The 25,903-nt window shown below is 73.2% G+C and carries 27 protein-coding genes and 2 pseudogenes; 8 read left to right on the top strand and 21 right to left on the bottom strand.

Annotated features, from left to right (window positions below; all coding sequences use genetic code 11):
* The first annotated feature begins 25 nt into the window (after positions 1–25).
* Positions 26–805 carry a PaaX family transcriptional regulator C-terminal domain-containing protein gene (locus Q5530_RS31900; RefSeq protein ID WP_380638422.1) on the top strand — a complete coding sequence of 260 codons (780 nt, stop codon included), beginning with the start codon at positions 26–28 and terminating at the stop codon, positions 803–805.
* Between the two features lie 20 nt (positions 806–825).
* Positions 826–1,605, top strand: coding sequence for an enoyl-CoA hydratase-related protein (locus Q5530_RS31895; RefSeq protein WP_415366532.1), 780 nt, complete (start codon positions 826–828; stop codon positions 1,603–1,605).
* Here the strand turns inward: Q5530_RS31895 and Q5530_RS31890 are convergent.
* The 5 genes and pseudogenes from Q5530_RS31890 to Q5530_RS31870 form a co-directional block, all read right to left on the bottom strand.
* Complete coding sequence (locus tag Q5530_RS31890) at positions 1,592–2,218, bottom strand: DNA-3-methyladenine glycosylase I (protein WP_415366531.1); 627 nt, start codon at positions 2,216–2,218, stop codon at positions 1,592–1,594. The genes Q5530_RS31895 and Q5530_RS31890 overlap by 14 nt on opposite strands.
* Entirely contained in the window at positions 2,211–2,624 is a 414-nt protein-coding gene (locus Q5530_RS31885; RefSeq protein WP_415366530.1) for an SRPBCC family protein, read from the bottom strand. The genes Q5530_RS31890 and Q5530_RS31885 overlap by 8 nt, the downstream gene beginning before the upstream one ends.
* Before the next feature lie 210 nt (positions 2,625–2,834).
* Positions 2,835–3,116 (bottom strand): annotated as a pseudogene (locus tag Q5530_RS31880) (DivIVA domain-containing protein); the annotation flags it as partial.
* A gap of 27 nt (positions 3,117–3,143) precedes the next feature.
* Complete coding sequence (locus Q5530_RS31875; RefSeq protein WP_415366529.1) at positions 3,144–3,821, bottom strand: permease prefix domain 1-containing protein; 678 nt, start codon at positions 3,819–3,821, stop codon at positions 3,144–3,146.
* Positions 3,803–4,141 carry a PadR family transcriptional regulator gene (locus Q5530_RS31870; RefSeq protein WP_415366528.1) on the bottom strand — a complete coding sequence of 113 codons (339 nt, stop codon included), beginning with the start codon at positions 4,139–4,141 and terminating at the stop codon, positions 3,803–3,805. Before Q5530_RS31870 ends, Q5530_RS31875 begins: the two co-directional genes overlap by 19 nt.
* Before the next feature lie 87 nt (positions 4,142–4,228).
* Here Q5530_RS31870 and Q5530_RS31865 point away from each other — a divergent pair.
* Positions 4,229–4,528, top strand: a pseudogene (locus Q5530_RS31865) (cytochrome ubiquinol oxidase subunit I); the annotation flags it as partial.
* A gap of 352 nt (positions 4,529–4,880) precedes the next feature.
* Here the strand turns inward: Q5530_RS31865 and Q5530_RS31860 are convergent.
* Positions 4,881–5,780 carry a glucosyl-3-phosphoglycerate synthase gene (locus Q5530_RS31860; protein WP_415366527.1) on the bottom strand — a complete coding sequence of 300 codons (900 nt, stop codon included), beginning with the start codon at positions 5,778–5,780 and terminating at the stop codon, positions 4,881–4,883.
* Complete coding sequence (folP, locus tag Q5530_RS31855) at positions 5,780–6,643, bottom strand: dihydropteroate synthase (RefSeq protein WP_380638415.1); 864 nt, start codon at positions 6,641–6,643, stop codon at positions 5,780–5,782. Before folP ends, Q5530_RS31860 begins: the two co-directional genes overlap by 1 nt.
* A 127-nt stretch (positions 6,644–6,770) precedes the next feature.
* On the opposite strand from folP, the gene Q5530_RS31850 reads away from it, so the two are divergent.
* From Q5530_RS31850 to Q5530_RS31840, 3 genes are all read left to right on the top strand, one after another.
* Complete coding sequence (locus Q5530_RS31850) at positions 6,771–8,261, top strand: CocE/NonD family hydrolase (RefSeq protein WP_415366526.1); 1,491 nt, start codon at positions 6,771–6,773, stop codon at positions 8,259–8,261.
* 98 nt (positions 8,262–8,359) lie between these two features.
* On the top strand, positions 8,360–8,740 hold the full coding sequence (locus Q5530_RS31845; RefSeq protein ID WP_415366525.1) for a DUF3224 domain-containing protein: 381 nt from the start codon (positions 8,360–8,362) through the stop codon (positions 8,738–8,740).
* On the top strand, positions 8,733–9,779 hold the full coding sequence (locus tag Q5530_RS31840; RefSeq protein ID WP_415366524.1) for a DNA glycosylase AlkZ-like family protein: 1,047 nt from the start codon (positions 8,733–8,735) through the stop codon (positions 9,777–9,779). The genes Q5530_RS31845 and Q5530_RS31840 overlap by 8 nt, the downstream gene beginning before the upstream one ends.
* Before the next feature lie 36 nt (positions 9,780–9,815).
* Here Q5530_RS31840 and Q5530_RS31835 read toward each other — a convergent pair whose 3' ends face one another.
* The 3 genes from Q5530_RS31835 to dapE all read right to left on the bottom strand — a co-directional run bounded on the left by Q5530_RS31835 (position 9,816) and on the right by dapE (position 11,986).
* Positions 9,816–9,953, bottom strand: coding sequence for a hypothetical protein (locus tag Q5530_RS31835; protein WP_415366523.1), 138 nt, complete (start codon positions 9,951–9,953; stop codon positions 9,816–9,818).
* 161 nt (positions 9,954–10,114) lie between these two features.
* The gene (locus tag Q5530_RS31830) at positions 10,115–10,897 is read right to left on the bottom strand and encodes a TIGR00730 family Rossman fold protein (RefSeq protein ID WP_415366522.1); all 783 of its coding nucleotides are present in this window, start codon (positions 10,895–10,897) and stop codon (positions 10,115–10,117) included.
* Positions 10,898–10,924: 27 nt separating this feature from the next.
* A complete protein-coding gene (gene dapE, locus Q5530_RS31825; RefSeq protein WP_415366521.1) occupies positions 10,925–11,986 on the bottom strand; it encodes a succinyl-diaminopimelate desuccinylase in 1,062 nt (353 codons plus the stop codon).
* 25 nt (positions 11,987–12,011) lie between these two features.
* Here dapE and dapD point away from each other — a divergent pair, with 25 nt between their 5' ends.
* Entirely contained in the window at positions 12,012–12,983 is a 972-nt protein-coding gene (dapD, locus tag Q5530_RS31820) for a 2,3,4,5-tetrahydropyridine-2,6-dicarboxylate N-succinyltransferase (RefSeq protein WP_415366520.1), read from the top strand.
* Positions 12,984–13,137: 154 nt separating this feature from the next.
* Here the strand turns inward: dapD and dapC are convergent, their stop codons facing one another.
* Both dapC and fdxA read right to left on the bottom strand, forming a co-directional pair.
* On the bottom strand, positions 13,138–14,223 hold the full coding sequence (gene dapC / locus Q5530_RS31815; RefSeq protein ID WP_415366519.1) for a succinyldiaminopimelate transaminase: 1,086 nt from the start codon (positions 14,221–14,223) through the stop codon (positions 13,138–13,140).
* Positions 14,220–14,546 carry a ferredoxin gene (gene fdxA / locus Q5530_RS31810; protein ID WP_033430540.1) on the bottom strand — a complete coding sequence of 109 codons (327 nt, stop codon included), beginning with the start codon at positions 14,544–14,546 and terminating at the stop codon, positions 14,220–14,222. Before fdxA ends, dapC begins: the two co-directional genes overlap by 4 nt.
* Before the next feature lie 146 nt (positions 14,547–14,692).
* Here fdxA and Q5530_RS31805 point away from each other — a divergent pair, with 146 nt between their 5' ends.
* Positions 14,693–15,553, top strand: a complete 861-nt coding sequence (locus Q5530_RS31805) for a GNAT family N-acetyltransferase (protein WP_415366518.1) — start codon at positions 14,693–14,695, stop codon at positions 15,551–15,553.
* Here Q5530_RS31805 and Q5530_RS31800 read toward each other — a convergent pair.
* The 9 genes from Q5530_RS31800 to Q5530_RS31760 form a co-directional block, all read right to left on the bottom strand.
* On the bottom strand, positions 15,523–16,263 hold the full coding sequence (locus Q5530_RS31800; RefSeq protein WP_380638406.1) for a hypothetical protein: 741 nt from the start codon (positions 16,261–16,263) through the stop codon (positions 15,523–15,525). The two genes, Q5530_RS31805 and Q5530_RS31800, sit on opposite strands and share 31 nt — an antisense overlap.
* A complete protein-coding gene (locus tag Q5530_RS31795) occupies positions 16,244–16,636 on the bottom strand; it encodes a hypothetical protein (protein WP_415366517.1) in 393 nt (130 codons plus the stop codon). Before Q5530_RS31795 ends, Q5530_RS31800 begins: the two co-directional genes overlap by 20 nt.
* The gene (gene mshB / locus Q5530_RS31790) at positions 16,633–17,478 is read right to left on the bottom strand and encodes an N-acetyl-1-D-myo-inositol-2-amino-2-deoxy-alpha-D-glucopyranoside deacetylase (protein WP_415366516.1); all 846 of its coding nucleotides are present in this window, start codon (positions 17,476–17,478) and stop codon (positions 16,633–16,635) included. Before mshB ends, Q5530_RS31795 begins: the two co-directional genes overlap by 4 nt.
* A 135-nt stretch (positions 17,479–17,613) precedes the next feature.
* Positions 17,614–18,675 carry an ABC transporter ATP-binding protein gene (locus tag Q5530_RS31785; protein WP_415366515.1) on the bottom strand — a complete coding sequence of 354 codons (1,062 nt, stop codon included), beginning with the start codon at positions 18,673–18,675 and terminating at the stop codon, positions 17,614–17,616.
* Entirely contained in the window at positions 18,672–19,847 is a 1,176-nt protein-coding gene (locus Q5530_RS31780; RefSeq protein ID WP_415366514.1) for an ABC transporter ATP-binding protein, read from the bottom strand. The genes Q5530_RS31785 and Q5530_RS31780 overlap by 4 nt, the downstream gene beginning before the upstream one ends.
* Positions 19,844–20,788 carry an ABC transporter permease gene (locus Q5530_RS31775; RefSeq protein ID WP_380638487.1) on the bottom strand — a complete coding sequence of 315 codons (945 nt, stop codon included), beginning with the start codon at positions 20,786–20,788 and terminating at the stop codon, positions 19,844–19,846. Before Q5530_RS31775 ends, Q5530_RS31780 begins: the two co-directional genes overlap by 4 nt.
* A 1-nt stretch (position 20,789) precedes the next feature.
* Positions 20,790–21,788 carry an ABC transporter permease gene (locus tag Q5530_RS31770; RefSeq protein ID WP_380638401.1) on the bottom strand — a complete coding sequence of 333 codons (999 nt, stop codon included), beginning with the start codon at positions 21,786–21,788 and terminating at the stop codon, positions 20,790–20,792.
* A gap of 150 nt (positions 21,789–21,938) precedes the next feature.
* On the bottom strand, positions 21,939–23,765 hold the full coding sequence (locus Q5530_RS31765) for an ABC transporter family substrate-binding protein (protein ID WP_415366513.1): 1,827 nt from the start codon (positions 23,763–23,765) through the stop codon (positions 21,939–21,941).
* A gap of 290 nt (positions 23,766–24,055) precedes the next feature.
* A complete protein-coding gene (locus Q5530_RS31760; RefSeq protein WP_415366512.1) occupies positions 24,056–25,627 on the bottom strand; it encodes an ABC transporter family substrate-binding protein in 1,572 nt (523 codons plus the stop codon).
* Between the last annotated feature and the right edge of the window lie 276 nt (positions 25,628–25,903).

The following is a 25,903-nucleotide window of genomic DNA, read 5'->3' as shown; positions in this document are numbered from 1 at the left end:
GCCCGCCCTGACACACTCGGCTCTCGTGCGAGCCCGTTCCGCGCTCTTCGACGTCTACGGCGGCCACCTCCGCGAGCGGGGTGGCGCGGCGACGATCGCCGCGCTGGTCCGGTTGCTGGAGCCGCTGGAGTTCGCCGCGCCCGCGGTGCGCACGGCGGTGTCGCGGACGGTCCGGCAGGGCTGGCTGGCGCCGGTGCGGCTGCCGGCCGGTCCCGGCTACGCGATGACGCCCCGCGCGGAGCGGCGGCTGGACGAGGCCGCGGCCCGCATCTACCGCACCCGGCCGTCCACGTGGGACGGTCGCTGGCACGTGGTGGTGCTGGAGGAGGTGCCGGCGCGGGAGGCGCGGGAGCGGCTGGCGTCCTCGCTCCAGCTGCTGGGCTACGGCGCGCTGGGGCCCGTGACCTGGATCTCGCCGCGCCCGTCGGCGGAGCTGGCGGACGTGCTGGCGGCCGAGGGGGTGCGGGGCGGCACGTTCCTCGGCGAGCACGAGGGGGACGCGGCGGAGCTGGCGGCCCGCGCCTGGGACCTGGCGGACCTGGGGCGCGACTACGCGCGGTTCACCGCCGAGTGGGGGCCGGTCATGTCCGCTGTGGACGGTACGTCGCCCGCGGGGGCGTTCGCGGCGTCGCAGCGGCTGCTGCACGCGTGGCGCAAGTTCCTGTTCCGCGACCCGGGGCTGCCGCGCGAGCTGCTGCCCGCGCGGTGGCCGGGCGCGGGCGCCGCCGAGTTCTTCGACCGGCACACCGCGCGGCTGGCGCCCGCGGTGGCCGGGTTCGTCGACGACTGCCTGGGTACGAATTGAGCGCAACCGGAGGTCCTGCCGTGTCCGAACTCCTCGTCGACGACGCCGACGGCGTGCGCACCCTGACGCTGAACCGCCCGGATTCGTTCAACTCGTTCACCGTGGCGCTCAAGGAGCGGCTGCTGGAGGTGCTGCTGGAGACGTCCGCGGACGAGGCGGTGCGGGCGGTGGTGATCACCGGCGCGGGGCGGGCGTTCTGCGCGGGCCAGGACCTCAAGGAGCACATCGCGCTGCTGGAGGCGGGTGACCCGGCGCCGCTGCACACGGTCGAGCGGCACTACAACCCGGTGGTGAAGGCGATCGTGGGGATGCCCAAGCCGGTGATCGCGGCGGTGAACGGCACGGCGGCGGGCGCGGGCGCGTCGCTGGCGTTCGCGAGCGACCTGCGGATCGCGGCGGCGGGCGCGCGGTTCCTGATGGCGTTCGCGAACGTGGGCCTGACGGCGGACTCGGGCGCGTCGTGGACGCTGCCGCGGCTGATCGGGCACGGCCGGGCGATGGAGATGATGCTGCTGGCCGAGCCGGTGGGCGCGGAGGAGGCGCTGCGGATCGGCATGGTCAACCGGGTGGTGCCCGACGGTGAGGCGCTGCCCGCCGCGCGGGAGCTGGCGCGGCGGTTCGCCGACGGGCCCACCACCGCCTACGCCAAGATCAAGGAGGCGATGGCGTTCACGGGTGAGCTGGCGCTCGCGCTGGAGGTGGAGGCCCGCACGCAGGCCGAGGCGGGCGCGACCGCGGACCACCGGGAGGCGGTGGCCGCGTTCGTGGCGAAGCGGCCGCCGCGGTTCACCGGCCGCTAGGGCCGCCGGCCGCCGGGCCGCCGGTCGACAGGTCGTCGGCGTCGACGGCGCGGAAGCAGGCCGCGATGTGGTCGTCGACCATGCCCGTGGCCTGCATCAACGCGTAGCAGGTGGTGGGGCCGAGGAACGCGAAGCCGCGGCGTTTGAGCTCCTTGGCCATGGCCTTGGACTCGGTGGTGGTGGCGGGCACGTCGGCGGCGGTGGCGGGCCGGGTGTGGTGCTCGGGCCGGAACGACCAGAGCAACTCGTCCAGCGGCACGCCGAGCCGGCCGACGGCGCGGGCGTTGTTGATCGTGGCGAGGATCTTGGCCCGGTTGCGCACGATGCCCGCGTCGGCCATCAGGCGTTCGACGTCGGTGTCGTCGAACGCGGCCACGGCGGCGGGGTCGAACCCGGCGAAGGCGCGGCGGAAGTTCTCGCGCTTGCGCAGGATGGTGATCCAGGACAGGCCGGACTGGAACGACTCCAGCGCCATGCGCTCGAACAGGGCGGTCTCGCCGTGCAGCTCCACGCCCCACTCGGTGTCGTGGTAGTCGACGTAGTCGGGGGTGCTGCGGCCCCACGGGCAGCGCACCGGGTCGGCGGCCGGCGCGCGGCCGTTCCGGTCAGTCACGCGGGTACTCCCGGGCGAACCGGGCGAACCGGATCAGGGACAGCTTCACGCCCGGCGCGAACGCCAGGTTGAGGGGCAGGGCCACGTCCTCGGCCCAGACCAGTTCGCTGCGCGCGCCGAGGGGGCGGACCAGGAACTCGCCGGTGCCGCGGACCAGGCGGCCGGTGTGGTCGACGGCGCAGCGCAGCGGCGGTTCCCACGCGGTGATGCGCATGGTGTCGGTGAAGCCGAGGGGGCCGAGGCCGGTGAACGCGGACAGCTCGCTGCCCACGCCCGCGCCGTCGCCGGCGGTGACGCGGACCCGGGTGCCGAGCATCCACTCGCCCTGCCGGTCCCAGTCGGTCAGCGCGGCCCAGGTGCGGGTGGCGGGCGCGTCGACGTGGACGCGCAGTTCCAGGCGGGTCACGCGGGGGTCGCCTCCGGTCGGGTGGGGCGGGGTTCACGCCGGGTCATGCTCGGCCTCCCGGGCGGGCCGGCCGTTGGGGGACGCCTGCGCCGACGGGTCGGTGGGTGAGGCGGCGGACAGGTCAGGGGACGAGCCGGCGGGCAGGTCGGCGGGTGAGGCGGGCACGTCGGCAGGCGAGCCGGCGGGCGGCGAGCCGACCGGCCCGCCCCCGCCCTCCAGTTCGGCGACCCGCGCCCGCAGCCGCTCGACCTCGCCGGCCAGGCGTTCCACCGCCCAGTCCACCTCGGTCATCTTGTAACCGCGCAGGACCTGCTGGAACCGCAGCCCCCGCACGTCCTCGGGGGTCACGTCGTCGGCGGGCAGGCGGGTCGGCGACGCGCCCGGCGGCAGCGGCGCCAGTTCCTCGCCCCGCCCGAACACCAGCGCGGCCAGCAGGAAGACCACGGCCGCGACGAGCGCCATGACGACGATGTAGATGAGCGCTGAGGTCACGTGACGATCGTGGCACACGCCCGCCGCTCACAGCGACGAGAACACCACGCACCGCCGCGCCAGCACGGCCAGCCGCAGCATCACGGCCAGCGAGAACAGGGTGGCCAGCAGCACCGGCGGCGACACGACCAGCCGGGCCGCGTCCAGGTGGGCGGTGGCGGCCAGGATGGCGAGGTTGCCGCCCAGCGCGACGCCGACCGCGCCGACCGCCACCGCGCCCGCGAGCCTGGCCAGGGTCAGGGTGCTCAGCGTGGTGCGCGCGAGCCGCCGACCGACCAGCAGGGCGAGCACGGCCACGCCCGCGACCAGCCACGACGCGGTGTCGTTGAACCGGGCGACCAGCAGGTACCAGGCGGGTGGCGGGGTGTCGAAGTCCTGCCAGGCGCCGATCCAGAAGGCCCGGTTCAGCTCCCAGAGGAGGTGGGCCGGCGGCAGGACCAGCATCAGCGTGCGCAGCGTGCGGGTGCCGTGGGCGAGGCCGAGCAGGCCCTGGTAGTCGCGGGCCACGGCGGCGACCGGCCCGAACTCGGCGACCGCCCGCCGCTGGGCGGCCTCGTCCGCCAGGCCCCGGTCGCGGTGGGCGGAGGCGGCGTCGTCGAGGCTGTCGCGGGCCTCGGCGAGCAGGTCGTCCTTGGCGTGGTCGGGGCCGCGCAGCCGCCGGTCCAGGGCGGTGACGTAGTCGTCGATCACGCCTGCGCCGGCCACGGCCCGCCCCCCAGCACGCCCTCGATCGCGGTGGTGAACTCGCGCCACGCGGTGCGCTCGACGGCCAGCGCCCCGCGGCCGGCGGCGGTGAGCCGGTAGGTGCGGCGCTGCCGCCCGCCGACGGTGCTCCACTCGCTGCCGACCAGGCCGGCGGACTCCAGCCGGCGCAGCGCGGGGTAGACGGTGCCGGTGGGCAGGTCGAGCGCGCCGCCGCTGCGCCGCTGGAGCGCCTCGATGATCGCGTAGCCGTGCAGCCGCCCGTCGTCGAGCGTGGCCAGGAGCAGCGCGTCGAGGTGGCCGCGCAGCGCGTCGGACTTCATGCGTAGTGAGTCTACGGATCGAAGCCGGGGTCCGCCTCGGGGGAACCCCGATCCCAGGTAGGCTCGCTACGTATACCCTGCCTGCTCGTGGATGCCCCCGGACCGGCTCGGCCGTGGGTCCGCCCGGCGCTGATCTGGCTCGTCGCGCCGACCGCCTACGCCTCGGCGTTCTGGATCACGGTGGCCGACGGGTTCCTCCGTGGGCGGGTGTTCCTCACCGGCGTCAGCGCGCACCACTTCCTGCGCCGCACCGTCGAGGTCGACTTCTTCCGCCGCTCGCTGCGGCTGGGCGTGGTCACCACCGCCCTGGCCACGCCAGCGCTGGTCGGCCTCGGGTTCGCCCGGTTCCCGATCGTCGCCGAGCACCAGCCGGACAGGTTCGGCACGGTCGGCGCGGTCGACGGCGCGGCCGAGCTGACCGCGTTCGGCGCGCCGGACCGCGAGCTGGACCGGACCGGGGAGCCGGTGGACCGGCCGGCCCGGCGAGAGCGGCGCGGCGGATTCGCCGCGGCGGCCCTCGCGGCGGTCGTCCAGTACGGGGTCGGGCCGTCGCTGCCGCGCGGCGGCGCGCCCGCGCACGTGGCGCTCGGCTCGGTGGCGGTGCGGGAGGTGACCGGGCCGCCGGTCGACGCCGCGCGGCGGTGGGCCGGGGCGCGCGGGTCCGTGCGGCGGGTCCGGGCGGCGCCGGCCGCGTCACCCAGGACGGCACCCACGCCGAGCTGGTCGCGACGCCCGGCCACTACCGGGACCGCTGGAGCACCGAGCGCATGGCGGGCCGGTCCTCCGCCGGCACCCGCACCGACGAGGGCAGCCACTCCCCGTCGAACGGCAGGAACTGAGTCAGCTCCTCGGAGGCGACCGGCACGCCGCAGCGGCGCAGCGCGGTGCCCGTGACCTGGGCCGCCATCGCGCCCAGCTGCCGCAGGTCCCGGTTGCGGTGCTCCCGCGCCCCCAGGTTGACCTGCGCGATCCCGGCCAGGCCGTAGCGGGCGTGGGCGTCGAGCAGCAGCCCGATCTCCACGCCGTAGCCAGGGGCGAACGGCACCGACTCCAGGAACGCGCGGGTGCCCGCGTACTCGCCGCCCAGCGGCTGCACCACCCCGGCCAGCTCGGGGCGCAGCGCGTTGAGCAGCGGGCGGGCGGCCAGCTCGGTCACCCGCCCGCCGCCGTCGCCCGACCCGCCCAGGGGCCGCCGGTAGAAGCCCTTGACCAGGTGCACGTCCCGGGTCAGCAGCGGCCCCAGCAGGGCGGGCACGAACCCCGGGTCCGGGTCCACCAGGTCCGAGTCCAGGAACACCACCAGGTCGCCGGAGGTGGCCGCGAGCGAGCGCCACAGCACCTCGCCCTTGCCCGGCCGCGGCGGCAGGTCGGGCAGCACGTCGCGGCGGCGCACCACCCGCGCCCCCGCCGCCGCGGCCCGCGCCGCCGTGCCGTCGGTCGACCCGGAGTCCACCACGACCAGCTCGTCCACCAGGGAACCCACCAGCGGCCGCACCGAGGCCACCACTCCGCCCACGGTGGCCTCCTCGTCCAGTGCGGGCAGCACCACGCTCACCGCGCGGCCGCCCTTGAGGGCCACCAGCTCCGCGACCGTCCACGCCGGGCGCTGCCAGGTGTTGGCCGCGAACCAGTCGGGCATCAGGCCAGCGCCCGCAGGACCCGCGCGGGCGGGCGCGTGCCCGCGATGCTCGCCACCATCTCCAGCACCCGCCGCGTCTGCCGGACCTGGTGGGCCCGGAACACCTTCGCGCCCGTCCACGCCGCCACCGAGGTCGCCGCGAGCGTGCCCTCCACCCGGTCGCCCACCTCCGCGCCCAGCGTCTCGCCCACGAAGTCCTTGTTGGACAGCGCCATCAGCACCGGCCACCCGGTGCCCACCAGCTCGTCCAGCCGGCGCAGCAGCTCCAGGCCGTGCCAGGTGTTCTTGCCGAAGTCGTGCGTCGGGTCGATCAGCACGCCCGCCGCCGGCACGCCCAGCGCCACCACCCGCTCCGCGCGCTCCACCAGCTCGCCCGCCACGGCCGCCACCACGTCCCGGTAGCGCACCCGGTGCGGGTCGGTGCGCGGCGCCAGGCCGCCGGTGTGGGAGCAGACGATGCCGACGCCGAACTCGGCGGCCACCTCCGCCAGCCGCGGGTCCGCGCCCGCCCACGTGTCGTTGAGCAGGTCGGCGCCCGCCGCGCACACCGCGCGGCCCACCTCGTGCCGCCACGTGTCGACGCTGATCACCAGGTCCGGGTGCCGCTCGCGGACCGCCGCGACGAACGGCACCACCCGCCGCGCCTCCTCGGCCGCGTCCACCACCTCGCCCTTGGCGCCGGCCCGCACCCCGCCGATGTCGACGATGTCGGCGCCCTCGGCGACCGCCCGGTCCACCGCGGCCATGGCGGCGGTGTCGGTGAACGTCGACCCCCCGTCGTAGAAGGAGTCGCGCGTCCGGTTGACGATCGCCATCACCAGCGCGCGGTCGTGCGCGACCTCCCGGGCACCGAACCGCAGCATGACCGCATCGTGCCACGCCCCGCCCCCGGGTGATCCGCGCCACACCTCCACCCTACCGACGAGTACCCATGGGGTTTACTCACCGGTAACACCCTGCGTGATCCCGGTCACGGTCAAGGAGGACCTCGTGCGCCGATCACTCCCCCTGCTGCTCGCCGCCCTGCTCGCGCTGCTCCTGGCACCGCCCGCGCAGGCCGCGCCCGGCTTCCGGACCTCCTACGAGACGATCCCCGGCGCGGGCGGCACCCCGCTCCGGGCGGTCGTGGTCGAGCCCACCGGGCGCGGCGGCGGGCCGTTCCCGCTGATCGTGCTGCCGTCGAGCTGGGGCCTGCCCAACCTCGAGTACGTGGGCGCGGCCGCGAAGCTCGCCCACGAGTCCGGCTACGTGGTCATCAGCTACACCAGCCGGGGCTTCCACGACTCCGGCGGCGAGATCGACGTGGCCGGCCCGGACACCGTCGCCGACGTCAGCCGGGTCATCGACTGGGGCGTGGCCGAGGCGGCGGGCGACCCGGCGCGGGTCGGCGTCGGCGGCATCTCCTACGGCGCGGGCCAGGCGCTGCTCGCCGCCGCGGCCGACCCCCGGGTCAAGGCGGTGGCCGCGCTGAGCACGTGGACCGACCTGGCCCGCTCCCTGTACCCGAACGAGACCGTCAGCGCGCAGGGCGTGGAGCTGCTGCTCGCCGCCGGCCACCTCACCGGGCGGCCCGGCCCGGTGCTGCGCGAGGCCGAGACCGCCTACCGGCGGGGCCGCTTCGCCGACGTGCTGCCGATCTCCCCGCCCCGCTCGCCCGCCACGCGCGTGTCGTCGATCAAGGCCGCGGTCCTGATCGGCAACGCCTGGAACGACGGGCTGTTCCCGCCCGGCCAGGTCACCGACTTCTTCACCGCGCTGACCGGGCCCAAGCGGCTCATGCTGTCCCCCGGCGACCACGCCACCGCCGAGCTGTTCGGCGCGGCCGGCCTGCCCAACGAGATCTGGGAGTCGGTCGGCCGCTGGTTCGACCACCACCTCAAGGGCGTGGCCAACGGCGTCGACCGCGAGCAGCCCGTCCAGCTCAAGCCCGCCAACGGCGGCGCCTGGCGCGGCCACCCGACGTGGGCGGCGGCCACCGCGCGCACCGAGGTGGCGCCGCTGGCCGCGGACCGCATCGGCGCGGTCCGGCCGACGCTGGCCGAGAGCGGGACCGTCCTGCTCTCCGGCGCGCTCCAGGGCTTCTTCAGGATCCCGGTCGGCGTGTCCACCCCGCTGGTCGACCGAGGCGCGGCGGCCGTGTGGCGGACCCCGGTGCGGTGGCAGCCGGTCACCGTCAGCGGCACGCCCCGCGCCCGGCTCACCGTGACCCCCGGTGCGACCGCCACCACCCTGTACGCCTACCTGTACGAGGTGAACCCGCTGGGCCTGGGTGCGCTGGTCACGCACAAGCCCGTCACGCTGGCCGGCACCGGGACCCGGGTGGTCGACCTCGCCCTGGAGCCGGTGGTGTGGCAGGTCGGCGCGGGCAACCGGCTCGTGCTGGTCGTCGACGCCGTGGACGCCCGGTACGGCGGGACCAGCACCCCCGGCGCGTCGGTGGCCTTCGGCGCGGACTCCTCGCTCTCGGTGCCGCTCGGCTGACGCCGCGGGCTGGGGTCCTCTGGCTGGGGTCCTCTGGCTGGGACCCTCGGGCGGGGGCCTGACAGCGGTTGACAGGTGTCCCTGCCAGGATCGCCGGCATGGAATCGACGTTCACGATCACCCGGTGGGACGACACGACCTGGGACGAGGCGGAGCCGAAGCTCAGCCGGGTGCTGGTGGAGAAGACCTACACCGGTGTCCTGGAGGGCACCTCCACCGCCGAGCTGACCACGTGCCAACCGTCCGAGGGGCAGGCCGGGTACGTCGGCACGGAGCGGTTCACCGGCACCCTCGACGGCCGCACCGGGTCGTTCGTCATGCAGCACGGCGGCGTCGTCTCCGCCGCCGGGGCCCGCAGCTTCGGCCACGTCGTGCCCGGCTCGGGCACCGGCGGGCTCGCGGGCCTCGGCGGCGAGGTCCGGCTCGCCCACGAGCTGATCACCCTGGACGTCGTGTTCGAGGACGTCCGGGGTGGCTGACCGCGAGCGGGTGATCGCCTACCGCGTCGCCGCCCACCAGTTCGACCGGACCACCACCGACCCCGCCCGGCTGCGGGTGTTCGACCTCGGCCTCCAGGACTCCGAGCGCTCCGCCGTGCCCGCGCTGGCCGCCCGCCTGGACGTCGTGCCCCCGCTCGACGACGCCTTCACCCTCACCTGGACCGTGCGCGGCGCGCCCCACCGGCACCGCGCGCGGGACGTGCCGGCGCTGGCCGCCCGGCTGTGGCCGCTGGGCGACGCCGACGCCGTGGCCCGGATGGGCCGGCCGCCCGTCACCGAGGGCCTGCGGGTCCTGCGCGAGGTCGCCGCCGCGCTGCGCGACGTGGTCACCGGCCCGATGACCAAGGGCGAGGCGTCCGCCCGCCTGACGCCGCTCGTGCCGCCCGAGGTCACCGACTGGTGCCGGGGCTGCGGGGCGACGCACGTGCTCGACCCGGTGTTCCGGCTCGCCGTGCTGCCCGCCGGCCTCCGGTTCGACCCGGACGAGCGGGGCGTGGTGTTCGTGCCGCTGGAGGATCGCCGCGAGGTGCCGGAGCGCGCCGAGGGGTTCGGCGAGCTGATCACCCACTACCTGGGGCTGCACGGCCCCGCCGGCTACGCGGAGGTCGCCCGGTACTTCGACGCGCCCGTCCGCGACGTCAAGGCGGCCTGGCCGGACGACCTCGTGCCCGTGTCCCGGAAGGCGTGGCTGCCCGCCGACCTGGTCGCGGCGTTCGAGGACCCGCCCGAGCCCGAGGTGGTGCGGCTGCTGCCGCCGCTGGACCCCTACCTCAACGCCCGCGACCGCGAGCTGCTCGTGCCCGACGGGGAGCACCGGAAGCAGGTGTGGCGCGTGCTGGGCCGGCGGGGCGCGCTGCTCGTGGACGGCGAGGTGCTGGGCACCTGGCAGGCGAGGACGAGCGGCGAGCGGCTGGACGTGGCCCTGGCGCCGTTCGTGGCGCTGGACCTCGACATGTTCGCGGAGGAGGCGGACCGGCTGGCCCGCGCCAGGGGGCTGGCGGAGGCCCGGATCGGCTAGCGCACGCGTCCGGGGCGACGGTCGCGTCGTCGGCAGTCACGTCGTCGGCGACCACCGGCGGGTCCGGCGCGAACCGCGAGACGGACCCGCGCCGGTGCCGGTGCCGCCGGGCAGCGCCGGGAACGCGTCGCCGTGGGCCGCCACCGGCGCCTCGCGGTCGCGCGTGGTCTCCACGACCGGCAGGTCGTCGACGTCGGTGTCGGCGACCTCGCGGTCGACCGGCGCGGTGCCCTACCGGCGCGGTGCCCTACCGGCTCAGTGCCCTACCGGCGCGGTGCCCTACCGGCGCGGTGCCCTACCGGCGCGGTGCCCTACCGGCGCGGTGCCCTACCGGCTCAGTGCGCGTCCGCCCACGCCTGGTGCGCCTCGCGCACGATGCGGACCGCGTCGTCGACGTCGTCGGTCAGGTACAGCAGCTCGACGTCCTTCTCCCCGACCTTGCCGCCGTCCAGCACCGAGCTCTTCACCCAGTCGTAGAGGCCCTGCCAGTACTCGCGGCCGAACAGCACCACCGGGAACTTGGTGACCTTCTTGGTCTGCACCAGGGTCAGCGCCTCGAACAGCTCGTCCAGCGTGCCGAAGCCGCCCGGCAGGCAGATGAACGCCTGCGAGTACTTGATGAACATGGTCTTGCGGACGAAGAAGTAGCGGAAGTTCACGCCCAGGTCGACCCACGGGTTCAGGCCCTGCTCGAACGGCAGCTCGATGCCCAGGCCGACGCTGAAGCCGCCCGCCTCCGAGCAGCCCCGGTTGACCGCCTCCATCGCGCCCGGACCGCCGCCCGTGATGCACGCGAACCCGGCCTCCGCCAGCGCCCGGCCCAGCTCGCGGCCGGTCTCGTACTCGGGGTGGTCGCGGCCCGTGCGGGCGGAGCCGAACACCGTCACCGCGCTCGGCACCTCGGCCAGCGCGCCGAAGCCCTCCACGAACTCCGCCTGGATGCGCAGCACCCGCCACGGGTCGGTGTGCACCCAGTCGCTGTGGCCGCGGGAGTCCAGCAGGCGCTGGTCGGTGGTCGTCAGCTCGTCGCGGCGATCGCGGCGCAGGACGACCGGTCCGCGCTGCTTCTCCTTGGGGTGCTCGTCCACGGGGTGCCCGTCCGCGCCGTTCTCGCTCATCGGTCGGAGTGTAGTGGCGCTTCCGGCCTAACCCAGGAAGCGACGCAACACTTCAAGGCACTGTCGCACCTGGTTCACCGGGACGTTCTCCTGCTTCGTGTGCGCCAGGCTCGGGTCGCCGGGGCCGAGGTTCACCGCGGGCATCCCGAGCGCGGCGAAGCGGGCCACGTCGGTCCAGCCGAGCTTGGCCACGGGCGTGCCGCCGGACGCCGCCACCAGCTCCCGCGTCACCGGGTGGGCCAGACCGGGCAGCGCGCCCGGCGACAGGTCGGTGACGGTCACGTCGTAGCCGCGGAACAGCTCCCGCAGGTGCCGCTCGGCCTGCTCCGGCGACCGGTCGGGGGCGAACCGGTGGTTGACCGTCAGCACCGCCTCGTCGGGCACCACGTTGCCCGCCACGCCGCCGGAGACCCCCACCGCCTGGAGGCCCTCGCGGTAGTGGCAGCCGTCGATCTCGACGTGGCGCGGCTCGTACGCCTCCAGGCGGCGCAGGACCTCACCGAGGGCGTGGATCGCGTTGACGCCCATCCAGCCGCGGGCGGTGTGGGCGCGGGCGCCCGTCGCGCGCACCTCGACGCGCATGGTGCCCTGGCAGCCGGCCTCGATCACCGCGTTCGACGGCTCGCACACGATCGCCAGGTCGCCCCGCAGCCACTCGGGCAGCTCGCGCTCGACGCGGCCCAGGCCGTTGTGGACGGCCTCGATCTCCTCGCAGTCGTAGAACACGAAGGTCAGGTCGTGGCGCGGGGCCGGGGTGGTGGCGGCCAGGTGCAGCATCACCGCGTCGCCGCTCTTCATGTCCACCGTGCCGCAGCCGTGCAGGACGCCGTCGACCAGGCGGGCGGGCAGGTTGTCGTTGACCGGCACGGTGTCCAGGTGGCCGGCCAGGACGACCCGGTTCGGGCGGCCGAGGTTCGTGCGGGCCAGCACGGCGTTGCCGTGGCGGACCACCTCCAGCGGCGTCTGCTCCCGCAGGGACCGCTCCACCGCGTCCGCGATGCGCGCCTCGTCGCGCGACACGCTGGGGATGTCCACCAGCGCGGCGGTCAGCTCGACGGGATCGGCGGCGAGGTCCAGGGGGTCGGCCATGCGCCGCACGTTACCGTTGGCGTCCGTGAGCACCGCAGACACCACCGGCGCGTACGGCGTCGGACTCGCGACCGTCACCCCGACCGGCGACGTGCTGGACACGTGGTTCCCCGCGCCGCGGCTGGGCGGGGAGGCCGCCGGGACGACGCTGCTGTCGTCCGCGGAGGTCGCCTCCGCGCTGGGCGAGGCCGCGGCCCGGCAGCTCGGCGCGGACGCCGAGCGCGACGTGGAGGTCGTCGGCGTCCAGGTCGGCATCGCCTCCCTGGCCGACGCGCCCGCCTCCGCCTACGACGTGTGGCTCCGGCTGCACCTGCTGTCGTCGCGGCTGGTCCGGCCGCACGGCGCCAACCTGGACGGCGTCTTCGGGCTGCTGAACAACGTGGTGTGGACGAACTTCGGGCCGTGCGCGGTCGAGGGCTTCGAGGAGACCCGGCTGCGGCTGCGCTCGCGCGGGCCGGTGACCGTGTACGGGATCGACAAGTTCCCGCGGATGGTCGACTACGTGGCGCCGACCGGCGTGCGGATCGCGGACGCGGACCGGGTGCGCCTGGGCGCGCACCTGGCGCCCGGCACCACCGTCATGCACGAGGGCTTCGTGAACTTCAACGCGGGCACGCTCGGCGCGTCCATGGTGGAGGGCCGCATCTCGGCGGGCGTGGTCGTCGGCGACGGCACGGACGTGGGCGGCGGCGCGTCGATCATGGGCACCCTGTCGGGCGGCGGCAAACAGGTCATCTCCGTCGGCGAGCGCTCCCTGATCGGCGCCAACGCGGGCCTGGGCATCTCGCTGGGCGACGACTGCGTGGTCGAGGCGGGCCTCTACGTCACCGCCGGCACCAAGGTCACCGGCGCGGACGGCGCGGTCGTCAAGGCGGCGCAGCTGTCGGGCATGTCCAACCTGCTGTTCCTGCGCGACTCGACCACCGGCGCGGTCAAGGTCCTGCCCCGCAAGGGCACCGGCGTGGAGCTGAACGCCGCCCTGCACGCCAACGACTGACCCTACTCACCAGTAAAGAACTCACCCTCCCCGAACGTACGACTCGCGCACCCTGAACGTACGACTCGCGCGAGTCGTACGTTCAGGACCACCGTGTCGTACGTTCACGACCCCCGAGTTCTTCACTCGTGGGTAGGTTCTGGGGGCAGAAGATTCAGGGGGCCAGGCGGGCGGCTGCGGTGGCCACGCGGTCGTCGGTGGCGGTCAGGGCGATGCGGACGTGCCGGTCGCCGGTCGGGCCGTAGAACGTGCCGGGGGCGGCCAGGACGCCGCGCTCGGCCAGCCACGCCACCGTGTCCCACGCGTCCTCGCCGCGGGTCGACCACAGGTACAGGCCCGCCTCGGAGTGCTCCACGGTGAAACCCGCCGCGGTCAGCGCCGGCAGCAGCACCGCGCGCCGCGCCCGGTAGCGCTCCCGCTGCTCCGCCACGTGCGCGTCGTCGGTCAACGCCGCCGTCATGGCCTCCTGCACGGGCCGCGGCACGATCATGCCCGCGTGCTTGCGCACCTCCAGCAGGGACCTCACCAGCGCCGGGTCACCGGTCACGAACCCCGCCCGGTACCCCGCCAGGCACGACGTCTTCGACAGCGAGTGCACGGCCAGCACCCCGTCCAGGGAGTCGCCGCGCACCTCGGGCCGCAGCACCGACACCGGCTCCGCCGTCCACGGCAGCGCCAGGTAGCACTCGTCGGACGCGACGACCGCGCCCACCTCCCGCGCCTCCGCCACGGCCCGCGCCAGCGCGGCGGCCGACTGCACCCGGCCGGTCGGGTTGGCCGGCGAGTTCAGCCACACCAGCCGGGTCCCGGCGGGCGGCGGCTCGCCGTCGGCCAGCCGCACCGGCGTCGCGCCCGCGAGCGTCGCGCCCACCTCGTAGGTCGGGTAGGACAGCGCCGGGATGGCGACCACGTCACCGGGACCGAGCCCGAGCAGCGTCGGCAGCCACGCCACCAGCTCCTTGGAGCCGATGGTCGGCAGCACCGCCACCGGGTCGAGCCCCTCCACGCCGTGCCGCCGGGCCAGCGCCCCGACCGCGGCCTCGCGCAGCGCGGGGGTGCCGTGGGTGGTCGGGTAGCCGGGTTGGTCGGCGACCGCGCCGAGGGCCCGCTGGATCACGTCCGGGACGGGGTCCACCGGTGTGCCGATGGACAGGTCGACCACGCCACCGGGGTGCGCGCGCGCAGCGGCGGCGTGGTCGGCCAGCGAGTCCCAGGGGAAGTCCGGGAGCCTCGTGGTCACTCGTGGGACGCCTGCGGCGGCAGCGCCTTGACGAACGCCGGGTCCGCGCTGACCTTGCCGACCTTCGAGGCGCCGCCGGGGGACCCCAGCTCGTCGAAGAAGTCCACGTTCGCCTTCGTGTACTCCTTCCACTCGTCCGGCACGTCGTCCTCGTAGTAGATGGCCTCCACCGGGCACACCGGCTCGCAAGCACCGCAGTCGACGCACTCATCCGGGTGGATGTAGAGCATCCGGTCGCCTTCGTAGATGCAGTCGACGGGGCACTCTTCGATGCACGCCTTGTCGAGCACGTCCACGCACGGCTGGGCGATCACATAGGTCACTGCGCTCTCCTGCTTCTGCTCTGGTCCACACCGCGCAAGCCGGAGGGTACGCGGCGCGCTCCATCCTCCAACGCCCAGGCTTGCCTTATCCGCACCGTGCGGCAGCTCACACGACACCCGGCGGGGACGCGGGGGACGATGCCCGGGTGCACGACATCACCGGGTTGGAGCAGCGGTGCGCCGACGCGTGGCCGGCCGTGGTCGACGTCCCCCTGGGGCAGTGGCGGCTGCGGGCCGCCGGCGGCTTCACCGGACGCGCCAACAGCGCCCTGACCACGGGTGACCCGGGAATTCCGGTGTCCGAGGCGCTCGACCGGGTGCGGGACTTCGCCCGCCGCCACGCGATCGCGCCGGCCGCCCACGTGGTGATCGGCTCGCCGGCGGAGGGCGCCGTCGCGGCCGCGGGCTGGCGGGTCGACCTCGACCACCCCGGCGGCGCGGAATCGCTCGTGATGACCGGCGCGCTCGCCGGGTTCGTCACCCCGAAGCACGATCGGGACCGCCGGGGGGTGGTCGTCACCGCCGAGCCGCTTCCCGGCTGGTGGGACCTGGCCGCCCAACCGGACCCCACGCCCGCCCAGCGGCACGTGCTCACCACCGGGGCGGCGGTCGGGTTCGGCGTGGTCGTGGCCCGGGGGCCGGAGGAGAACGAGGAGGTGGCGGAGACCGAGGGGTCGGCGGAGACCGGGGAGGCGGAGGAGCAGACCGGGGGCACGGAGCAGACCCGGGGCCCGGACGAGGCGCCCGGAACCGTGCTCGCCGCCGTGCGCGGCGCCGTGGTCGGCGACCTGCTGCACGTCGCCCGGCTCGCGGTGCGGCCCGGGGCCCGCCGCCGGGGGCTGGCCCGGCTGCTCATGGGCGGCCTCGCCGCGTGGGGCGCCGAACGGGGCGCGACCCGCTGCGCGCTCCAGGTGGCCGAGCACAACCGGCCCGCCATCGCCCTGTACGCCTCGCTGGGCTGCGTCGAGCACCACCGCTACCGGTACTGGGCGCCGAACCACGCGTAGGCCGACGCGCGGACCTCCTTCAACGCCCACCGCTCGCCCAGGTAGTCGCCCAGGACCCCGACCACGGGCAGCATCCCCAGCGCCTGGTGGTACAGCCGCCCCTGCGGCCGCTTGTCCAGCTCGTCCTCCAGCCGCCACAGCACCTTGGCGAGCTTCCACACCGTCGCGCCGATGGCCTTGAACGTGGACCGCTCGGGCTTCAGCTCCTCGGTCAGCTCCCGGGTCCGGCGGTCCTCGTCCTCGACCGGCTCCACGGCCCGGCCGTCGACCTCGCGCTGGAACAGCACGTGCGCCAGCAGCCGCACCCGGTCCTCGGTCGAGGTGATCCCGCGCTCCCCCGCCATCGCCGACAGCAGCAGCCCCTGCCCGGCCGCGCCCAGCGTCGACTGGATCGGCAGCCGGTCGGCCAGCGCGCCGCCGACGCCGGGGATCGCGGCCAGCAGCGACAGCAGCCGGCCCAACCGGTTGAGCCACCACTCGTCGCGCTGCGGCACGTCCATCCGCGCCCACGCCGCCGTGCCCGGCACCTTCACCCGCGCCAGCCGGTCCCACAGCCGGTCCACCAGCCGCCGGTCGGCGCCGCGCTCCACCTCGCGGTCGCGCAGGCCGAGCAGGTTGGCCTCCCGCAGCGTGTCCAGCAGCGGCCCCGTGGCGCGCACGAACGGCCGCAACGCGCGCACCACGTCCCGGTCAGTGATCGCTTCCGCCATCAGCCCGCCTCCCCACGAAAGCACCCACGACGACGGCGCTGGGCAGCACGCCGCCGGCGAACAGCACCAGGGTGCGCCAGTCGTTGAGCAGCACGACGTCGCCACCCGGTCCGAACAGCCCGAACAGCAGCAGCGTCGCCATCCACACCAGCAGCGGCGAGGCCGCGCCCGAGGTGCGCCGCGCGTGGTGGGAGGCCAGGCGCACCAGCAGCGGGGTGGTCACGACCGCCGCCACCACCGTGACCGGGAACGGCCAGTCGTCCACGCGCGGCAGCAGGGTGCCGTCCAGCCGCAGCGGCAGGAAGAACAGCTCCAGCACCGCGAGCACGAAGGCCGCGGCCGCGATCCCGAGCAGCGCCAGGCGGTCGGTCAATCCAACCCCCCGAAGAGATCCGTCGCCGCGCCCGCCACGGGCCCCCGCGCCAGCACGTAGTGCTCGGTGGGCACGACCGGCTGGGCGATGCCGTTGGACAGCGCGTAGGACGCGCCGCCGGCGCCGTCCTGCCACACGCCGACCTGGGTGGAGTGGGCGCGCAGCGCGCGCAGCTTGGCCACCAGGTGCTCGGAGACGTCCACCACCGTGGTGATGGCCTCGTCGTCGGTGACCGGCAGCTCGCCCTCGGCGGGCAGCCGCCACGGCAGGTCGCTCAGCCCGGCCAGCCGCGCCACGCCCTCGGCGGTCGCGGCGCGCGAGGTGACGGTGTGGAACAGGCGGTCCACGTCCGAGGACGCGACCGCGGCGGTGGTGATCTCGTGCGCCCGGATGTGGTCGGGGTGCCCGTAGCCGCCGAACGCGTCGTAGGTGACCACGACCTGCGGCCGGACCGAGGCGATGATCTCCGCGAGCTCCGCGGCCTGCTCGTCGGCCGGGCCCCGGACGAACGCGCGCGGGTGGTCGTTGGCCTCGACGCCCGCCATGCCGGAGTCGCGCCAGCGGCCCATGCCGCCGAGGAACCGGTGGTCGGTCACACCCAGGGCGGCGCAGGCGGAGCGCAGCTCCGCGACCCGGTACCCGCCGAGCTGGTCGGCGGCGTCCGCGGCCAGGTTGCGCAGCGCGGGCGGGATGATCTCACCCTCCTCGCCGAGGGTGCAGGTGACCACGGTGACGTGCACGCCCAGGGAGGAGTAGCGGGCGATCGTGCCGCCCGTCCACAGGCTCTCGTCGTCCGGGTGTGCGTGTACCAGCAGCAACCGTGGTGGTGCAGTCAGCGTCACCGGATCAGAGTAAAGCGTGGGTATGACGGCCTTGAACCGCACCGCCCCCGGCGGCGCGGCGGGCCCGGCCGGGGGTGGGACGCGCGCCGCCGGGGGCGCCGGGCGAACCCGGCGCCCCCGGCGGGGCGGGTGCGGTCAGCCGACCAGCAGGGGCTTGACCTCGGCGAAGTGGCACGCCGAGAGCGTGCCGGCGGCGTCGCCGCGGTGCTCCAGCTTCGGCTCCTCGGTGGCGCAGATGTCCTGCGCCTTCCAGCAGCGGGTGCGGAACCGGCAGCCCGACGGCGGGTTCACCGGCGACGGCACGTCACCGGTGAGCACGATCCGCTGGCGGCGGCGCTCCAGCTTCGGGTCCGGCACCGGCACCGCGGACAGCAGCGCCTGCGTGTACGGGTGCATGGGGCGCCCGTAGATCTCCTCGCGGTCACCGATCTCGATGATCTTGCCGAGGTACATCACCGCGACCCGGTCGGAGATGTGCCGCACGACCGACAGGTCGTGCGCCACGAACAGGTAGGCCAGGCCGAGGCGCTCCTGGAGCTCCTCCAGCAGGTTCACCACGCCCGCCTGCACCGACACGTCCAGCGCCGACACCGGCTCGTCCAGCACCACGAGCTTCGGGTTGAGCGCGAGCGCGCGGGCGATGCCGATGCGCTGGCGCTGGCCGCCGGAGAACTCGTGCGCGTACCGGTTGCGGTGCTCCGGGTTGAGGCCCACGAGCTCCATCAGCTCGTTGACCCGCGACTGCACGTTGGTGCCGCTCTCCGTGCCGTGGATCTTGAACGGCTCGGAGATCAGCTCGTTGATCTGCCAACGCGGGTTCAGCGAGGCGTACGGGTCCTGGAACACGATCTGCATGTCCCGGCGCACCGAGCGCAGCCCCTTGCCGCGCAGCTTCGTCAGCTCGCGGCCCTCGAACTTCACCGAGCCGGAGGTCGGCTTGTGCAGCTGGAGGATGGCGCGCCCGGTGGTGGACTTGCCGCAGCCGGACTCGCCGACCAGGCCCAGCGTCTCGCCCGGGTACAGGTCGAAGGTCAGGCCGGAGACGGCCTGCACCTGCCCGACGACGCGCGGGATGATGCCGCCGCCGCGCACCGGGAAGGACTTGACCAGGTCCCGGACCTCCAGCAGCGGGGTCTCGCCCGGACGCCCGGAGGCGGCGCCGCCGGCCTGCGGGTTCACATCGGTGGACGTGGTCATGAGGTCGGCCTCTCCTCTTCGCGCAGCCGCGCTTCGACCGCCTCGACCGATTCGGCCACCGGGATGTCCGGGTTCGCCGCGGTCAGGGAGGCGGGGTTCTCCACGACGCCGATCTCGTCGTGCGCGAACAGCCGCTGCGGGTTCTCGACGGTGGCCAGGTGCGCGGAGCGGTGGCACCGCGCGAAGTGGCCGGACCGGTCGGTCTCCAGCAGCTGCGGCTCGGTCTCCCGGCAGGCGTCGATCGCCAGCGGGCAGCGCGGCGAGAACGTGCAGCCCCGCGGCAGGTTCATCAGCGAGGGCGGCGCGCCCTGGATGGGGGTGAGGCGCTTGCCCAGCATGTTCGGGTTCGGGATGGAGCCCAGCAGGCCGACGGTGTAGGGCATCCGCTGGGCCTCGAAGATCTCGTCCACGGTGCCCTGCTCGACGACCGTGCCGCCGTACATGACCTGGACGCGGTCCACCATGCCCGCCACCACGCCGAGGTCGTGGGTGATGATCATGATGCCGGCGCTCGTCTCGTCCCGGATGCGCAGCAGCGTGTCCAGGATCTGCGCCTGCACGGTCACGTCCAGCGCCGTGGTCGGCTCGTCGGCGATGATCACGTCCGGGTCGTTGACGATCGCCATCGCGATCATCACGCGCTGCCGCATACCGCCGGAGAACTCGTGCGGGTACTGCGACGCGCGCCGGTCCGGCTGCGGGATGCCCACCAGCTCCAGCACCTCGACGGCCTTGGCCCAGGCGGCCTTCTTCGACACGTCGTGGTGCGCCCGGTGCGCCTCGGCGAGCTGCCAGCCCACCGTGTACACCGGGTTCAGCGAGGTCATCGGGTCCTGGAAGATCATCGAAATGCCGTTGCCGCGGATGGGCTGCATCTCCTTGTAGCTCAGCCCGACCAGCTCGCGGCCCCGGAACTCGATCGAACCGCCGATCCGCGCGGTCTTGGGCAGCAGGCCCATGACCGCCATCGACGACACCGACTTGCCCGAGCCGGACTCGCCCACGACGCCGAGCACCTCGCCCGCGCCGAGCGTGAACGACACGTCCCGCACCGCGTGCACGGTGCCGTCGTCGGTGGGGAAGTCCACCGACAGGTCCCGCACCTGGAGGAGCTTCTCGCCCGGGTGGCCGGAGTCCGACCGGGGCGCGCCCATCACGTCCAGCTCACTCATGCCTTCACCCTCTTCTGCCGCGGGTCGAAGGCGTCCCGGAGCCCGTCACCGATGAAGTTGACCGCGAGCGAGATCAGCACGATGAACACGAACGGGGCGAAGAACAGCCACGGGTGCAGCGTCAACTCGTTCTTGTTCAGGCTGATCATCAGGCCCAACGACGTGTCCGGGCTCTGCACGCCCAGACCGATGAAGGACAGGGCCGCCTCCAGCAGCACCGCCTGCGCGATGGCCAGCGTGGCGTTGACGATGATCACGTCGACGGTGTTGGGCAGGATGTGCCGGAACACGATCCGGGACGTGGACGCGCCCAGCGCGCGGGCGGCCTCCACGAACTCCTTCTCCCGCAGCGACAGGACCATGCCGCGGATCACCCGGGCGATGGACAGCCAGCCGATCAGGCCCAGGTACAGGGCCACGATCATCCAGTTCGAGCCGCCGCCGCCGGCCACCGACACCACGAAGCTGTTGCGCACCAGCACGGCCGCGATGACCAGGCTGGGGATCACCAGCAGCAGGTCGATGAAGCGGCTGATGACGGTGTCGACCCAGCCCTTGAGGTAGCCGGCCAGCGCGCCCAGCACCACGCCGATGAGGGTGGACAGGAACGCCACCACGATCGCGATCTGGAGCGAGAACTGGGTGCCGCGGATGATCTGGGCGACCATGTCGCCGCCCAGCCGGTCGGTGCCGAGCGGGTGGTCGCCGCTGGGCGGCAGGTACCGCTTGAAGCCCAGGTCCGTGTACGGGTACTTCCAGAACAGGCCGCCGAAGAAGGCGAACAGCACCAGGATCACGAACAGGATGAAGCCGAACAGCGCGGCCCGGTGCCGGGCGAACCGGCGCAGGATGACCTGCCACTGCTTGCGGGCCGAGGTGTTGTCGAACTGGCTCGCCTCGGGCGAGCCCGGCGCAGGCGCCTGCGCCACGGGGGCACCCATGTCAGTCAAGGCGAATCCTCGGGTCCAGGAAGGCGTACAGGATGTCCGCGATCAGGTTGAACAGGATGATGAACACGGCCGTCACCATCATGAAGCCGAGCACCTGGTAGGGCTCGATCTTCGTGATGGCCTCGACGATGAACTTGCCCATCCCGGACCAGTTGAAGACCGTTTCGGTGATCACCGCGCCGCCGAAGCCCGCGCCGATGTTCAACGAGGAGACCGTGATGATCGGGATCAGCGCGTTGCGCAGCGCGTGGCGGAAGATCGCCCGTCCCTGCGAGATGCCCTTGGCCTGCGCGGTGCGCACGTAATCGGCGTTGAGCGTCTCCAGCATGGAGGCGCGCTGGAAGCGGCTGTAGAGCGCGAACTGGATCACGACCAGCGAGATGGTCGGCAGGATGTAGGCGCCGCTGTACTGGAACAGCTGCTCGGTGAAGCTGCCGCTGAAACCCTCGCCCGGTGGGCCGGCGGTGATGATCCACCGGTCTGCGCCGGTGGACTCCAGCCAGTCGTTGAGCTTGATGCCGCCCGCCTTGAGGATGAGGGCGACGCAGAACAACGGCATCGAGAACATCGCGAACGATATTCCGGTCGCCGTGTAGTCGAACACCGAGTACTGTCTGACCGCGCCGATGACGCCGACCGCGATGCCCAGCAGGAGCGCGATGATCTCGGCCGCGAGGATGAGCCGCAGCGTGATGCCGAACGACGTGAGCAGCTCGTCCTTGACGGGCCTGCCCGCGTTGCCGGGGACGACCGTCTCACCCCAGTCGCCGGTCACGAAATCGCCCGCCCACTCGACGTAGCGCTCCATGAACGGCTCGTTGTAGCCCGTCCGCTCGTAGGCCGCGGTGATCTCCGCCGGCGTCCGGGGCTTCTGGAGCTTCCACTCGGCCAGGGGGTCGCCCATGGCGTTGACGAGTCCGAAGCAGAGGAATGAGGCGACGATCAACAGCGGAATCGAGATCAACAACCGCCGGATTATGTAACGGAACATGACGAGTCTCTAGTCTCCCTAGGCACCCACGCCTGCCAGCGTAGGCGCCTACCGGACGCGGACACCGTCCGGGGGGCCGGTGCTCGTGGCACCGGCCCCCCGGCGGAAAAGGGTTGTGCTGCTACTGCTCGATCACCTGCGTGCCCGCTGTCAGCTGTTCTTCTGCCAGGCGTACACGTTCCAGGTCACGCCGCCACCGACGCCGATGTAGGAGATCGGACCGATCTCCGCGTTCGACGCGGCGAAGTCGGACAGCTGGAACAGCGGGATGCTGTGCAGGTCCTCCCGCATGATCTTGTCCGCGTCGTTCATCATCGCGGTGCGCTTCTCGTAGTCCAGCTCACCGTTCGCGGCGGCCCACTTCTCGGTCAGCGCGGCCGAGTCGTAGTTGTTGTAGTTGCCCGAACCGCCCTTGGAGCGCTGCGCGTAGTTGCCGTACGCGCCGGCCTTCAGCGGCTGGCCGACCCACGCGAACAGGGCCGCGTCGAACTCGGAGGCCGGGAGGCGCTTGTCGTTGAAGTCGGCGGCCTGGTCGGCGTCGATCTGGATACCGGCCTGGCGGCACTTGTCCTGCAGGATGCGGACGGTGTCCGCACGGCGCTGGACCGTCTTGAAGCCGATCGAGAACTTGGCGGTGAACTCGCCCTTGGTGTAGATGCCGTCCGGGCCGAGGGCCCAGCCGCCGTCCTCCAGGGTCTTCTTCGCGGCCGCCACGTCGGCGTTGCCGATGTCGCCGTAGTGGTCCTCGTAGCCGACCTCGTTGGGCATGAAGGTCAGGCTGCCCAGCGGCTTGGCGTTCGGGTCGACGTCCGCCACCAGCTTGTCGATCAGGCCCTGCCGGTCGAAGCACTGGGCCACGGCCGTGCGCAGGTCCTTGTTCTCCTTGAACAGCGGGCGCGCCATGTTGAAGTCGACGTGCTCGTAGGTCTGGCCACCGGCCGCGTAGACCTTGAACGCGCTGTCCTCGCGCAGCTGCAGGGCCACCGACGGGTCGGCCTGCGGGGCGATGACCTGGACTTCCTTGTTCTGCAGCTGCTGGGCCGCGGACTGGGCGTCCGTGTTCGTCTTCAGGATGACCTTGGCCGGACCACCCGGGTTGCCCCACCACTTGGGGTTGCGCACCAGGACGGTCTGGTCCTTCAGGTCCGAGGACTCGATCATGTACGGACCGGCGGACAGGGCGACCGACGGGTCGAAGCCCAGCCAGCCCTTGGTGTAGAAGTCCGCGACCGACTTGACGGTGTCGTCGTTCTGCGAGGGCAGGACCTTGGTGATGTCCGGGACGTTCGCCTTCTGCTCCAGGATGTGGGCGGGGAGCAGGCTGTCGCTGCCGGGCTGCGAGAACAGCGCGCGGTAGTCGGCGAACGGCTTGTCCGCGAAGAACGTCGTGGTGATCGTCTTGTCGTTGTCCGCGCACTCCAGCTTCTCGATGTTCTCGTAGCCCGTGGGGGACGAGTCGAAGATCGAGGCGGGCTCGCCGCTGTCACCGGTGATGGTGGCCTTGCTGGTGGCCGCGAGCCACTTCAGGTGGAAGTCGTCGCAGTCGACCGGCTGACCGTCGGACCAGACCGCCTCGGAGCGGACCTTCCACTCGATGGTCTGCGGGCTCGACGAGGTGACCTTGACGGACTCCATCAGGTCGCCGTCGACCTTGATCAGCACCTTGCCGTCGACCAGCTCGGTCACGTACGGCGAGGGCTGGACGTTCGACAGCGCGATGGTGCTGGAGAAGTTGTTCGTCGCGCCGATGTTGTTGTTGTAGTTGTGGAAGCCCTCTTCCACGGCGACCGCGATCTCGCCGATGTCCTCGACCTTCGGACGCTTGAGCAGCTCGTCCTGGCCACCGATCTCACCCGGGTTGGCGTCCTGCTGGCCACCCTGTTCGGTGGTGCTCGTACCGCCGCCGCCGCACGCGCTCAACACGAGCGCGGCGCTGGTCATCAGCGCGAGCGCCGAGACAGCTTTTGATCTCCTCATCGACACGTGCCCTCCTAGCACCGGGTTGGAGCAACCGTTTGGGTCTGCTTCCACCCATAACCGTGATGTGCCAAACACGCCCCGAACCGACACACCGTTGGAGCACGATAAGAACCTGTGCGCCGCACGGTCACTGCCCATCGGCCGATCGTGACCAAAGGGTGACACGTCGGTCGCAGCAAGCGACTCCGTAGTTACGGGCAGGAGCGTTCGTTAACCGGTCGCCGGGAATACTGTCAATACTGCCTCACGAACGCATCTTGAAGCCAGTGTTTCGTACGGGTCAACGGTCAACGATCTTCCCGGCGCCAGGTCGACGCGGCGCTCAGGGGACCGGCGAACGGGGCGCCGGCGGTGACCCCTTGGGCCTCGGGCAGGACCACCAGCAGGTCCGCTACCTGGAACAACGGCATCGAGACGGCCTGCTGCCAGAGCACCGGCTCGACCGCCGCGAGGGCGTCGGAGAGCAGCACCTCACCCGACAGGGCCTGCTCGACGACCGGCTGGACCGCCTGGTCGCAGAAACCCGAGAGATTCCCCGGAATGGGTGTACCGCCGTCCTGCGGTGACGTCGTGCAGCCGAAAGAGGAAGCCAGAACGGCCGCCGAATCACCCGTGTCGAGCCGAGGCAGGACGGCAATGTCGACAGCGTTGTCAGAGGCGTCCGTAAGCCCCAGATCTTGGCCGAACAACTCATTGGGCTGGGTTGTAAGGACGCGACCTGCGATTCCGGACAATGACAGTTGACGTTGGACCTCGTTGGCGACGGCCACGTAGGGCTCGATCCCGGCCGGTGCGGCGATGGTCAACTCCAGCCGCCGACCGTCCCGCCCCCACTGCCCATCCGTCCGGGTGTAACCCGCCTCGGTGAGCAGTTGCGCGGGGTCGCCGGTCTCGGGTGGCATGGTCGCCGTGTAACCCGGACGTGACGGCGGGATGACCTGGGCGTCGGCGCGGAGGTGGGCGCTGGGGCCGCTGCGGGTGCCGACGGCGATCAGCTCGTCGCGGTCGAGGGTGTTCGCGATCGCCGTCCGGACCCGGACATCACCCATCCGCGGGGCGGCGGGCCGGAAGAGGACGGTGACGACCTCGGGCCGGGGCACGGTCGTGACCGTGACGGGCTTGGCCCTGGCCAGCTCGTCGACGTCCCGCAGCGCGATGGCGTCGGCCCGGATGAGCGCGACGTGGTTGTCGCTGGTGTCGAGGGCCTCGACGATGTCGTGCTGGCTCGCCCGACGGAGGATCAGTCGATCGAGAGCCGGCGGTTGCTCCCAGTAGCGGTCGTTGCGTTCGAGGATGATCTCCCCGCGGGGCTGGTCGAGGGTGCGGACCGCGAACGGGCCCCCCGTGGCCGGGAAGCTGTCGGCGAGCGCGGTCCCCCAGCCGCCGGGGGCGTCCTTGAGCAGGTGGGCGGGCAGCAGGTCGTGGAAGAGGCTGCGCCAGCCGGGGTAGGGCTCGCTGAACACCACCTCGACGACCTTGCCCCCCTCGCGGCTGGCGATGTCGTCGATCAGGCGGTAGCCGGCGGGGTTGATGACCCCGGGCTCCTCGCGCATGCGCTGCCAGAGGTAGACGAAGTCCTCGGCCGCGATGGGGGCGGAGTCGGACCAGCTCGCGTCCCGGCGGAGGGTGTAGGTGACGGTGTACGGGTCGGCGTCGGTGACCTCGGCGCTGACCAGCAGGTCCAGGTCGACGCGCGGGCTGCCGTCCTCGTCGGTGCGGAAGGTGGAGGGCAGGAGCAGCGAGGACAGGGCCGTGGTGACCGTCGACTGGGCGGCGAGGGTGTGGGGGTTGTAGCCGCCCGCGACGTCGTCGACGCCGACCACCAGCTCGTTCTGCTTCTCCTTGGGGACGACCGTCATGCCCGGTGTCGAGGGCACCAGGGGCGGGGGCGGGGTCGCCGTGCACGAGGCCAACAGCAAAACCGCAGCCAACACCGCCACAACCGATCGCTTGCCCATGGTGTCGAGCGTGCCAGATGCCGACGGCGGGCGACCGGCCGAGGGGCCCGACCCCGACCCCGGGTACTGGTGACCTGCTCCTGGCTCCCGGCACCCGGCTCCCGGCACCCGGCACCCGGCACCCGGCACCCGGCACCCGGCACCCGGCACCCGGCACGAGCGACTCACCCGTCGCGC

The organism is Saccharothrix sp. BKS2 (assembly GCF_047689505.1).
Lineage (GTDB): Bacteria > Actinomycetota > Actinomycetes > Mycobacteriales > Pseudonocardiaceae > Actinosynnema > Actinosynnema lopnurensis.
This window is presented reverse-complemented; position numbering and strand designations above follow the sequence as displayed.